The sequence below is a fragment of the Pseudomonas sp. ICMP 561 genome, assembly GCF_002699985.1.
Lineage (GTDB): Bacteria > Pseudomonadota > Gammaproteobacteria > Pseudomonadales > Pseudomonadaceae > Aquipseudomonas > Aquipseudomonas quasicaspiana.
The window spans coordinates 276,253-288,681 of record NZ_LKBT01000012.1 but is presented as its reverse complement, the minus strand read 5'-3'; the positions used below and the strand labels follow the sequence as shown (position 1 = coordinate 288,681).

Below are 12,429 nucleotides of genomic sequence, written 5' to 3'. Positions count from 1 at the left end.
CTTAATGCCACTGAACGAATTAAAGATCCTCCTCATCGAAGACAGTCCGCAGGATGCGGAATTGACCCTTTTGTCCCTGGAGGCCAGTGGTATCAAAGTTGACTCGACCCTGGTGCACAATCACCAGGGTGCCTCCCAGGCGCTGGGCCAGGAGGTATTTGATGTGGTGCTGTGTGACTTCCTGCTGCCGGGTTCTTCCGGCGCAGAAGTCCTGAAAATTGCCCAGCAACTAGCGCCAGAAACCCCCTTCATTTTTCTCTCAGGCATTTTCGGCGAGCAACAGGCCGTGGAAATGATGCGCCTGGGTGCGGTCGATTACGTCCTTAAGCAAAACTTCAAGATGCTGCCCAAGGCCGTCAGGCGAGCGGTATCGGAAGTACGCGAAAGGACTCAGCGCCGTGCAGCGGAAACCGCCCTTCAGGACGTCGAAGTGCGGGCCAGACTCGCCATCGAAGCAGCAATGATGGGCGTCTGGGAAATTCAGCCATCCACCGGCCGTATGCTTTGGGATGAGCGCTGTAACGCCTTGTATGAAATCCTGCCCAACACCGTGGTCAACCTGCCTTTTCTTCTGGAGCGCTGCCATCCGGATGATCGCGCGCTCCTGGACTCAAAGATCAGTGCGGCCATCGCCAGGGAGTCCGACTACCAGATCGAATACCGCGCGCTGATGCCGGGTGGCCGATCACGCTGGCTGTTCTCCAGTGGTCGCTCCGTGTTTGAAGACGGCCAATGTGTGCGTATCACTGGCGTCATGCAAGACATCACCGAGCGCAAGCAGGCGACCCGGGAGCTCGTTGAACTGAACGAAGTGCTGGGCGCCCGTATTGAGCAGCGTACCCGTGAGCGGGATCGAATCTGGGAGTTGTCCAGAGAGCTGCTGGCCGTGCTGCAACTGGACATGACCCCTATATCGTTCAACCCGGCCTGGGAAGCGACATTAGGCTGGTCTCATGAGCAAATCAGCCAGATGCGCTTGTGGGAGTTGATCCATCCGGAAGACTTCGACACCACTCTCCACGAGCTGGAAAGCATTGCTCAGGGCAATGTATCGACACGTTTCGTCAACCGGATGAAGCATAAGTCAGGTGATTACCGCTGGCTGTCCTGGACCATCGTGCCCGAGGACGGCTTGATGTATGCCGCCGTTCGCGACATCACTGAAGAGCGTGCGGTCATTGATGAGCTGGCAGCAGCCAACCAGCGCCTGCGCTCACAGATAAGCGAGCGGGAACGCATCGAAGCCGATCTGCAACAAATGCAGCGTCTCGAAGTGGTGGGCCAATTGACTGCCGGTGTGGCGCATGACTTCAACAACCTGCTGACCGTGATTCTGACCAGTACCACTTTCGCGATCCGGGATATCGAACGCGGCACGCTGGACAAGACCGTCAAGCGCTTGCAGAACGTCAAGGATGCTGGCGAGCGCGGTGCCAGACTCACTGCCCAATTGCTGTCGTTCTCTCGACGCCAACGCTTGCAACCCACAGCGATCAATCTCAACGACACTATTCGCGGCATGGGCACCCTTCTCGGTCGCGCACTGGGCGGCAGCATCTGGATCGAGACCGATCTGGCCAGTGATCTGTGGTACGCCATGGGCGATCCGACCCAGACCGAGATGATTATTCTCAATCTCGCGATCAATGCGCGAGACGCCATGTCCATGGGTGGGTCGCTGTGCTTTTCCACGTTCAACGCGGAAATCACTCAACCTGCGGTCCGTCCCGAGGACCCGGAGCCCGGCAAATATGTGGTGCTGGCCATCCGCGACTCGGGCAGCGGCATGAGCCCCGAAACCTTGCTGCGCGCGTTCGAGCCGTTCTACACCACCAAAGACGTCGGCAAAGGTTCAGGTCTTGGCCTGGCTCAGGTGTTTGGTTTCGCCAAGCAGTCTGGCGGCGGCGTGATGATTGAAAGCGAACTGGGCGTCGGCACCCGAGTTCTGGTCTATCTGCCCAGCGTGGATAAACCTGCTGTCCTGCCGGAAGAAAAGAACCCGAATCAGGCTCCGGCGCGGGTGGGTGGTTCACACACGATTTTGCTGGTAGATGATGACCCTGAGGTTCGGGCCGTGACCGTACAGATGCTCGAGTCCATGGAGTACAAGGTCAAACAGGCCAAGGACGGTGCGATGGCGCTGTCGATGCTGGACCCGAGCGTTGATCTGGTGCTGACTGATTTCGCAATGCCGGGCATGACCGGCGGCGAGCTGGCCAGCCTGATCCATAAGAAGTATCCCGCCCTGCCCGTGCTGTTTGTCACTGGCTATGCCGATACCGACGTGTTGGGCCTCACTGGCTCCGCGGTGGTACAAAAGCCGTTTAACGAGATCGATCTGAGAAACAAACTACACGACGTCTTGAGCAACGCTGGCCGTCGCTGACACTCTTTTGTTGACCTCTCCTAAATCAGCAGGGCTGCGCTAATCTCGGTCAGCCCACTGATGATGTGCTGTGTGTACGGAAACGCCGGATCCTCATCCAGCACCCGCTCCGACACCAGCAGCCCCTCCTTTACCAATAAATCCACAGCCACTACGCACTCCGTGATCGTTGGAACGCGTGCCTGGGAGCGAATCAGTCGGGTGTAAATCTGGCCGAACGTGAGCTTTCTTGAGCCTGCAAGATTCAGCGCCCGGACGGCAGTCAGTACCGCGAGGTCAACCCTGTATCGGTCATCTACGGCTATCAGTCGGGGGGATTCAGCAAGGGGGGACGGCATAAGCGAAGGCATCTGAAGAATAAGTCGAAGAAAAGATGCTCTTCTGCCACAAACAAAAATCTTAATGCGCAGACTTTTACATCGCATGCGCACGATCACATGCCCGCGTGGCAAACCGAGACTTTAGATATTAATTATCGCAGCTGGACAAAAAACTCTTTAATTCACAAAGCGCCTGAAAACAGCGATAACCTTTTATAAAAAAAATTAAACAGAAGAAGTTCACCAATAAAAACACCAACTATCCACAGTGATCAAAGCTTACCAGAACGCTAAACCTAACTGCAATTAGGTTTACTAAATAGCAATTTTTAACTGATTTACCACCATAAAAATGAATTTAAAATCAATTAAATCTATTTTTGTTAGCATTTTTCACCAAGAAATCACGTTAAAACCTTTATTAACAGCCGACAAAAGCTCGGAAAAACAGGAAAAAACAGCGGTTAAGGCCAAGTGCCACCATTTAATAAAAACATTTAGACAAATATTCTATTCGTCAGTGAACTTTTAATCCTGGCGCTGGACTTAACGTTCGGCTGATCGCCGCAACCGCGTTTGTTTATTTTCCTCAAACCATTAATCGAGATTTAATCGATGACCAGACCCATGCTGTCTGTTTTCAGCGCAGTGCTGCTCTGCGCCCATAGTTTGTCTGCCTTGGCGGACTCTGGTTCTGCAACCAACACTGCAACTTCCACAGAACAGGTTCGCGTGCAGGTCGAGGCCAAGCGCGACCAACTGACTGGCGTTGCCAATGTCAGCACAGCAACGGCAAAAGGCCCTTCTGCCGTGCTCGACGCACCGGTGGTCACCGATGACGCTCCAGCGCAGGCGCAACGTCCATGACCCCTTCCAACTATCAGTCGATTGCCTCCACAAAAAGGACGCCCGCCTTGTCAGCCTTCAAACACACCCTCGGCCTGAGCCTGCTGACTTTCGGCATTCTGCAAGCCAACATGGCACTCGCAGCGGTGACGCCAGCCACCGGCAACGAGGTTGAAGCCCGTGTCAGCTCGATCCTCGACAACATGAACCAGTCCGAGAAGATCAACTTCACTCGCGTCAACGACGGGCACATGATTCCGCCGCTGCTCAAGTGGGGCATCAAGGGCACCACGGCGTATGACTCGTCCATGGGCGTGCACGTCAACAACGCCACTTTTGGTGCGCAGTACCCGTCACAGTCTGCCCTCGCGGCGACCTGGAGCATCAACCGCGCCAAAGAGTTCGGCCTGGCCATCGCCTACGAAACCCGCATCTCGGGCGGCCAGCAAATGCTGTCACCGGGCGTCAACCTGTACCGCACGCCCTACAACGGTCGTTCTGCCGAGTACATGAGCGGTGAAGATCCATTCCTCGGTGCGGTTCTGGCTCCGGCGGTGGTCAACGCCATTCAGGCGCAAGGCATCCAGGCCAGCGGCAAGCACTACCTGGCCAACGAACAGGAAGCCAATCGTCAGGCGGTCAACGTCATCGCTGACGAACGCACCCTGCGCGAGCTGTATCTGCCAGGCTTCGAGTCGATGGTGAAAAACTCGAACGTCGCCTCGATCATGTGCGGATTCAACAAAATCAACGGTGACTACGCCTGCGAAAACCACCACCTGATCACTGAAGTGCTCAAGGGCGAATGGGGCTATCAGGGCACTGTAATCAGTGACTTCAACGCCATTCACGATGCGTTCAAGGGAGCCTGGGCAGGGACCGATATCGACATGCCGTCGGGTCTGCAATTTACCGAAGCCAACCTGCTGCCGTATCTCTGGAGCGGTCAGCTGACCCAGAACGTCATCGATGACAAGGTCAAGCGCAACCTTCGCGCCATCGTCAGCTACGACTTCCAGGAAAACCTCAACACTGCGAAGACGCTGGACCATCCGGAGTACGGCGCACGCGCAGCATTGAACACCGCGCGTGAATCCATCGTGCTGTTGCGCAACGAAAACACCACGGAAGGCAAACCGCTGCTGCCACTGGCCAAGACTGCCAAAATCGCAGTGATCGGCGACTGGGCACACGAAGCACCGGCATCGCCATTCGGCACGGCCAACTCGCCGCCCAACAGCTACGTCACCGAGCTAAGCGGTTTGCAGCAACTGGCGTCGAGCAGCTCGAATGTCACTTATCTGTCCGAGCTGAGCCTTAACCCGAAATCCGCAGCCTGGTATCAGCCTGCCACGGGTAGCAACGGTGTGAACAACTCTGGCGTGAAAGCCGAGTACTTTTCCAACACCAGCTTTTCGGGCAGCCCGAGCGTGACCCGCGTCGAGCCGGGTGTGAACCTCAACTGGACCACCGGCACCAACGAAACCAACGCAGGCACCACCGCTGTATCCGGTTTCAGCCCTTCAGCGGGTGCGTTCTCGGCTCGTTTTACGGCGAACATCAAGCCGACGGTTTCCGGCGCTCACGTGTTCAAAGTGCGTGCAGACGGTCCTTACAAACTGTGGGTCAACGATGAGCTGGTGTTGCAGAGCGACGGCGTGCCGTACTCCGCCGACGTCGTGAACGCCATGACCACCTCTGGCAAAACCCCTGCGCTAGTGGCAGGCAAGTCGTACTCCGTGAAGCTTGAATACCAGCGCGTGCAGGGCAACTTCATCCCGGCACTGGGCGGTGTTACTGGCGTACAGATGAGCTGGGCATCCCTGCGCCCACCCAAGGATCTGTCGAAATACGACGCGGTAGTCGTCGCCACTGGCTCCAACTACGAGCATGAAGGCGAAGGTTCCGACCACGGTTTCGAACTGCCCGACCAACAGGCTGAGCTGATCAGCTTTGTGACCCGCGCCAACCCCAACACCATCGTGGTGATGCACGGCGGCGGAGTTGCAGACATGCAGCCTTGGGCAAGCAAAGTCGGCGCTACCCTGCAAGCCTGGTTCCCGGGTCAGCAAGGCGGTCAGGCACTGGCCGAGATCCTGTATGGCAAGGTCAACCCATCGGGCAAACTGCCGATCACCATCGACAAAAAAATCGAAGATAACCCGAGCTATGCGTCCTATCCGGACCCGGCTGCTTACCGTGGCAACAATGCCCTGACCGAGATGACCTACAGCGAAGGCCTGTACATGGGCTATCGCGGTTATGACAAGAAACACGCAAAACCGCTCTACCCGTTTGGCTACGGTCTGTCGTACACCACGTTCGGTTATAGCGATCTGAAACTGTCGACCAACGTGCTGAGTCCTGGCGCTACCATCGACGTGAAGTTCACGCTGACCAACACCGGCGACAAGGCTGGCTTCGAAGTGGCGCAGCTGTATGTGCAACCGGTGAAACCTGCGGTTGATCGTCCGGAGAAAGAACTCAAAGGCTTCACCAAGGTGTACCTGCAACCGGGCGAGAGCAAGACCGTAAGCATCCCGATTGACTCGCGCTCCCTGGCCTACTACGTCGACAAGACCGCGAGCTGGGATGTGGATGCAGGCAAGTTCAAGATTCTCGTGGGTTCCGACTCAGAGAACCTGACCCTGAACCGCACTTTGACCACGCTGTTCCCGGAACACCTGACCACCCGCGACAGCAACCCACTGCCAGTGCCGCTGCGCAAGGCCGTGCAGGTTAACGCCGCACAGACCTACTAAGCGTCAGCATTCAGGCTCAGGGATGAGCCTGAATGTCCTTCCCCAAGCGCCGCAAATAGATGTCGAACACCGCCATCACGTCCACCTCTTCAGGGCTTCTCAGCCACTGAATCTGCAAGCCATCCATGACCGAGAAAATCTCCTGGGCCATGGCCTTGATGTCAATGTCCGCGCGAATTTCCCCAGCCTCTATCAACGCCGTCAAATGACCGCGAGCATGATCGTGGGTGAGATGAAAGCGTTCCTTGTGCCAGGCACACGCCGGGTGTGCGTCAGACAGGCTTTCGGTGTTCATCACCATAGACGCCTGACATTCGGCAGCGTCCTCGATACTGAACCCCATGCTCAACCTCAAGAACTTGAGAAAGCCGGTCAGTGTCAGTTCGGTCGTGAGATCGCGAAACCTCGAAGTCACCCGTTGATCACGGCGCTCCAGCAGTGCAGCCAGCAACGCCTCTTTATTCGGGAAGTGATGCAGCAGGCCTACAGTGGTGATACCGGCAAGCGACGCAACATCGCGCATCGACGCGCTGCTGTAGCCGTCCCGGGCGAAAATAACCGTGGCCGCGTCCAGCAACGCAGTTCTGCGCATCTCCCCTTTGGGGGCCCGGCGACGCTTCGGCGAAAGCTCTTCGCCTGATTCATTCCCTGATTCGTCAACTGACATAAAAATCCGATAACAACTGCATTCAAATTTTCCCGACGCTCGCTGGCTGGGCCCGACGTATAAAGAATCGCCTGGCGGTGATGGACGCGACCCAGGTCGACGTCAATGCGATCAACGCGTTACCGGTAAACGTACCCGGCATCAACCCGCTGCTTCCGAACAGGTGCGTGCCCGCGAATATGAACGGCACTGTACCGATCGTTGACCGAAGCCAGGCAAACACAGCGACCAGCCATGGCCGCTGCATCGTCACGAACACCGCAATCGAGACGAAATCCAGGCCAATGAGCACCCACAAACCACCGCCAAACTGGCAGAACGCAAGAAACAGCACTCGGCCTTCACCTTCCAGGTCGTAGAAGTCCGCAACAGGCCGGCTTGCCAACAGCAACAATCCCCAGACAACCAGGCCATAGACAATGACCAGTTTGCGGGTAAAGGCAATTGCCGAATGGGTCCGCTGATCCAGATGAGCACCGATATTCTGTCCCAGCACCGGTGCCAATGCACTCGGCAAGGCAAAAAAAGCGCAGTAGGAAAACTGCAAGACCCGATCAAGGACCGCCATTGCCGCCAGGGCCGAGGTACCGAAAGTAGCCACGCTCGAGACAAGATACGCCACCCCCACCGGGGTCGCCAAATTGCCCACCATCGCAGGCAAGGCAACCCTGAACGTGCGCCTGACATGCATGCGCAGCAGTTTGAGCTTGATGGACATCGTCAGCCCGACATGGCGACGTACCCAATACAGCCCCAGGCAGGCAGACATTAACGCAGACAAGGCATAGGAAAGGCCTGCGCCTTCCAGCCCCAGACCAAAGACGAAAATCAGCAATGGATCAGCAATAGCCAGTGTGGCAGCACCCGACAGCACCACCCACAGCGCCCGACGACTATCCCCGGCCGTGCGCAGGATTTGCGCCGTCATCTGCATCAACGACTGCAGCACACTGAACGGCAACGTCAGCCAGATAAACACCCGTGCTGCTTCATAAGTCGCAGCATCCGCACCTAACAGATGAGTCACCGGAACGATCAACGCCAGTTGCAAGGCAGCTGATAGACCGCACACGACAAGCACCATCAACATAAGGCTGGCGGTGAAGCGCGAGACAGCCTTGGTCGCACGATGCCCGATACGCTCGGACAACACCGTCGCCGCCGCGATAATCAAACCGTTGGCCAAAGCACTGTTGAGAAAGATCAATACCTTGGCGATGCCGACCGCAGCCAGCAGCAAGGGCTGGTGCAGCATGGAGACATAGACCAGCGTCAGGATGTCTACCAGAAACACTGCGAACAGGCTCAGGGCGCCAGTGCTGGTCATCACCAGGATATGGCGTGCTATAAGCCCTTCAGTAAACTTCGCGCGGGCTACCGCCATCACATTCCCCAAACAGGCAATACTTCGCCAGCAGCAGTGGCGAAGCTCATTCAGGCGGCGATTCTAGCGGTGAGCAGGTTCGGTTGCTATCGCCGTTGCGCGATATCTACTGAGGGCCGACCAAGGGTGTGGAGGCCTTTGCGATTTACTCCGGCAGCGGCTGTGAAACCGGCCGCCCCATCAACAGAACAGCGAGCAGAATGGAAAGCCCGACAAAGCCTGCGGCGGCGTAGCCAAGACTCTGCAGGCCGAACGAATCAATCATTCGGCCGCCCACTATCGCACCCAGGCCGATGCCCAGATTGGCACCCGAAATGTTCAGTGACGCGCCAAAAGCCGTCGCGCCCTCAGCGGCTTTCATGACCCGCACATGGCTGACCAGGAACAACGCCGCCTGAGTAATCCCCCAGGTCGCCAACGCCATCGCCAGAAAAACCGGCGAATGAATGCTCGGGATCAAAGCGACCATGCCCGCCACCATGAACGCGCAGAACACAATCGAGGCCATCAGCGGATGCTTGTCCACCGCTCGCCCGCCCAATGAGTTGCCGATCAGGCCCACGGCGCCAAACGCCATGAGGCACCAACCCACTACGGTGCCGTTGAAACCGGCCAGCCGTTCGAGGATGTCGGCCAGGTAGGTGTAGGCCGTGAACATCCCGGAGAACACTAATACGGACAGCAACACGTGGCCTTGCAGGACCGGGCTGCGCAGAACTTTCATTTGCTCGCGCAACGAAACGTCCTGCCGGTTGACGTGAATGGTCGGCAGGTAAACAAACAGCAGCAACGCTTTGGCCAGCGCCAGCACCGCGAGCATGCCGAACGCCATACGCCAGCCCACGGCATCGGCGACCAGCGTGCCCACCGGGATGCCAAACACCGTGGCGCAGACGATCCCAAACGTGATTTTTGCCATGGCCCGCCCCGCGTGCTCGGGTCCAACCAGATCGACCGCAGTCTCGCTGGCCAACGCCCAGAACACTGGCAACCCGAGTGCAGGTATAAGTCGCGCAATCCCCATTACAGCGATATTGGGACTCAGCGCCGCAAGGGTATTGGCAAGCGCAAACAACACCATCATGGTGACGAAGAGCTTCTTGCGTTCAAAGCGCGCGAAATACGCCGTCAGAAATGGACCGAAACAGGCCACCGTAAAGGCGAACAACGTCACCAGCAACCCGGCTTGCGGGATGCTCACCTCAAGGTCCCGGGCGATCCCCGGCAGCAAGCCAACAATGACAAATTCGGTCGTCAGCACAGTAAAGCCTGCGGCCGACAGCAGCAGAATGGGTAACAGCATTCGAACTCCAATAGCGAAGCGCCAGACGGATGAACACCGATCTGGTTTTTAAAAGGTATGGTCAAGCTGATATGACTTGGCGCTGATCGCTCGTCGACCGGGCAATCAAAGCGGGAAGGAATTGTTATAGGCAAACAGCGGCCGACATTATGTCGATGCACCTTGATGAGGTCTACTGCAATAAGCGTCGTGTATCCATCGCTGCATGCCTGCCTGCAGCTTCAGCGCCCTGAAATTGTACTGCCGCCTGGGGCCGCAGGGTTTGCCCGATCAGCGCTGTTCGTTGCACGATCCTGCGAAGCTGGACTGAATAGTAAATCGCGGTTCCTGTTGGAGCGAGGCTTGCCCGCGAAGAGGATAACGCGGAGTACATGACTAACCTCATCGACTGATTCGCGGGCAAGCCTCGCTCCAACAGAGATTACGACCTGCCAGAGGAGCTCAAAGAGCACCTTCGTGACCTGCTCAAATAAAAACAGCCAGAGGACAAAGTGTACTGCCCACTCTGTCGCTCTCTGTAGCGCAGGGATATTTCGCCTCTATGGCTAAATACCGGCCCACACTCTCTGACGATGAGCCGTTTATGACTTCCCGCGATAACACCGGCATGGCCCTCGGTTTGCTCGGCGTTATAATTTTCAGCCTGACCCTGCCCATGACCCGCATTGTGGTCGAGGAAATTCACCCGCTGCTCAACGGCCTCGGTCGTGCACTTGTCGCGGCAATTCCGGCGGCAGCACTGTTGCTCTGGCGTCGGGAACGCTGGCCTACCCGGCAACAATTCAAAGGCCTGTGCTTCGTCATCCTCGGAGTGATTGTCGGCTTCCCGGTTCTTTCATCGTGGGCCATGCAAACCCTGCCCTCTTCCCATGGCGCGTTGGTTAACGGCCTGCAACCGCTGATAGTCGCCATGTACGCGGCGTGGCTGCACCGTGAACGGCCTTCCAAAGCATTCTGGGCATGCGCTGCACTGGGCAGTGCGCTGGTGCTGACTTACGCGATGATTCAAGGCGCTGGCAGTATCAGCAGTGGCGATCTGTTGATGCTGGCGGCCATCGCACTGGGCGGTCTGGGTTATGCCGAGGGTGGACGTCTGGCCAGGGAAATGGGCGGATGGCAAGTCATCTGCTGGGCATTGGTGCTGGCCTTCCCTTTGCTGCTGGGGCCGGTGCTTTACCTGGCATCACAGCATCAAGGAGCAATCAGCGCCCCGACGTTATGGGCCTTCGGCTACGTCACGCTGTTTTCGCAATTCATCGGCTTCTTCGCCTGGTATGCCGGGCTGGCCATGGGCGGCATTGCACGCGTCGGGCAAGTTCAGCTGCTGCAGATTTTCTTCACCATCGCCTTCTCCGCGCTGTGGTTCGGTGAGCACATCGACCCGTTGACCTGGGTATTTGCTGCCGGAGTCGTAGGCACTGTGGTACTCGGGCGCCGGACCACGGTCAAGGCGCCACAACCCATCAAGATCTGATCAAGCCCCTTCTGCAGCAGGAGCGTTGACCGCATCGTCGAGAAACGCCTTCACCGCCAGCCACGATTGTTCATTGGCTTCAGCGTTAGCCGCAGGGGTGCCGTCAACGCTGTTAGTGGACGGTATGTTCGGCAACAGAATCGTATGGCCAGCGTGTTCAAAACTCAGGTGTTGCACGGGCCATGGATGTCCCGCCTCTTTCAGCCGCGAGTATGCCATTCTGGAAAAAAGCGCTGAAGGCCAGGCCGCGTCATCGCCCGCAGACAGCAACAGAACGGGCCCGCGAATTTTCTCTACCTCGATGGCAACCCGGCGCACAGCATCGTGATCCTGCAGCGCCGTGCTGATGGATTCGGCATTACGCAAACCGGCATCCCTGGCCGCCCATGAAGCGGTTTTATTGTCGTTCCAGAGGTGCACCAGTGGCTGTCCCTGATAGAGCCATGCCGGTCCGTCCCGGCCTACTGCCGGATCAGCCGCCGCTTGCCCACCATGCACCAGGGCGCTTGGCACATAACCGATGACCGCCGACACCGCCTCAGGAAACATACTGCCCAGCAGCAGCACCAACTCACCACCTCGAGACTGACCGCTCAGCGCAACGAAATCATGGGCAGGCCGGACCTCACGTCTCACCCAGGCCAAGCCCGCGACGAAGTATTCCAGAGGCGTATTTGAGATGTACGGCGACAAGCCTGGTGCTTTGAAATAGCCCAAAGCCAGCGCTGCGTAACCTCGCGAAGCATAAAGCGCGGCACGAGGTTCGTTGATCCCGCCCCCGGAACCGTTCAGCACAATCACAGCGGGATGCGGCCCGACGCCAGGCGGCGTGAACAGGGTTCCGACCAGACCGTTCTCGCGAACCTCACGGCGAGTCACGCCTTCAGATGCAAGTCGCTGAATCAAGGTGACGGATGTCTCACTCCCCTCAAGGGATATTTGAGTCACCAAGGGTTGCAGCACGTCATCTGGAAACACATCAGCAGCACCAGACACTTCTGGCCGCTGACTCCAGAGCAGGCCTGACGCAGATACGCCTGCATAGCTGCCGGATACAGGCGCGTCGCGTTCCAGATCAACCTGCCCGGATGCATCGGCAATATACGTCGCAGCGCTGACCCAATACTGCCCATTGCCACGCAAGGTGCGCGTGGAAAGCTCAACCTTTTGCGAGGGCTGCAGACCTTTTACGAAGATGCGTCGCGGTTCGTCCAGCAGACCATCTTCGGGTGTCACGGAGAGTGTTGTCATGTGTTTCGCCTTATCACGCGCTGCGTGCTACCGGAC

At 57.5% G+C, this 12,429-nt stretch carries 9 protein-coding genes; 4 read left to right on the top strand and 5 right to left on the bottom strand.

Going from position 1 to position 12,429, the window contains the following annotated elements:
• Positions 1-4: 4 nt before the first annotated feature.
• On the top strand, positions 5-2,386 hold the full coding sequence (locus AO242_RS11560; RefSeq protein WP_099268776.1) for a hybrid sensor histidine kinase/response regulator: 2,382 nt from the start codon (positions 5-7) through the stop codon (positions 2,384-2,386).
• A gap of 20 nt (positions 2,387-2,406) precedes the next feature.
• Here AO242_RS11560 and AO242_RS11555 read toward each other — a convergent pair whose 3' ends face one another.
• On the bottom strand, positions 2,407-2,724 hold the full coding sequence (locus AO242_RS11555) for a hypothetical protein (RefSeq protein WP_099268959.1): 318 nt from the start codon (positions 2,722-2,724) through the stop codon (positions 2,407-2,409).
• 609 nt (positions 2,725-3,333) lie between these two features.
• On the opposite strand from AO242_RS11555, the gene AO242_RS11550 reads away from it, so the two are divergent.
• Positions 3,334-3,573, top strand: a complete 240-nt coding sequence (locus tag AO242_RS11550; RefSeq protein WP_099268775.1) for a hypothetical protein — start codon at positions 3,334-3,336, stop codon at positions 3,571-3,573.
• Positions 3,570-6,314 carry a beta-glucosidase gene (locus AO242_RS11545; RefSeq protein ID WP_176560608.1) on the top strand — a complete coding sequence of 915 codons (2,745 nt, stop codon included), beginning with the start codon at positions 3,570-3,572 and terminating at the stop codon, positions 6,312-6,314. The genes AO242_RS11550 and AO242_RS11545 overlap by 4 nt, the downstream gene beginning before the upstream one ends.
• 16 nt (positions 6,315-6,330) lie before the next feature.
• Here AO242_RS11545 and AO242_RS11540 read toward each other — a convergent pair whose 3' ends face one another.
• From AO242_RS11540 to AO242_RS11530, 3 genes are all read right to left on the bottom strand, one after another.
• The gene (locus AO242_RS11540; RefSeq protein ID WP_099268774.1) at positions 6,331-6,981 is read right to left on the bottom strand and encodes a TetR/AcrR family transcriptional regulator; all 651 of its coding nucleotides are present in this window, start codon (positions 6,979-6,981) and stop codon (positions 6,331-6,333) included.
• 22 nt (positions 6,982-7,003) lie between these two features.
• The gene (locus AO242_RS11535; RefSeq protein WP_099268773.1) at positions 7,004-8,365 is read right to left on the bottom strand and encodes an MATE family efflux transporter; all 1,362 of its coding nucleotides are present in this window, start codon (positions 8,363-8,365) and stop codon (positions 7,004-7,006) included.
• Positions 8,366-8,510: 145 nt separating this feature from the next.
• A complete protein-coding gene (locus AO242_RS11530; protein WP_099268772.1) occupies positions 8,511-9,668 on the bottom strand; it encodes an MFS transporter in 1,158 nt (385 codons plus the stop codon).
• Positions 9,669-10,251: 583 nt separating this feature from the next.
• Here AO242_RS11530 and AO242_RS11525 point away from each other — a divergent pair.
• The gene (locus AO242_RS11525) at positions 10,252-11,142 is read left to right on the top strand and encodes a DMT family transporter (RefSeq protein ID WP_099268771.1); all 891 of its coding nucleotides are present in this window, start codon (positions 10,252-10,254) and stop codon (positions 11,140-11,142) included.
• Here the strand turns inward: AO242_RS11525 and AO242_RS11520 are convergent, their stop codons facing one another.
• Positions 11,143-12,393 (bottom strand): acyl-CoA thioesterase/bile acid-CoA:amino acid N-acyltransferase family protein, encoded by a 1,251-nt coding sequence (locus AO242_RS11520; RefSeq protein ID WP_099268770.1) that lies wholly within the window; start codon positions 12,391-12,393, stop codon positions 11,143-11,145.
• Positions 12,394-12,429 lie beyond the last annotated feature (36 nt).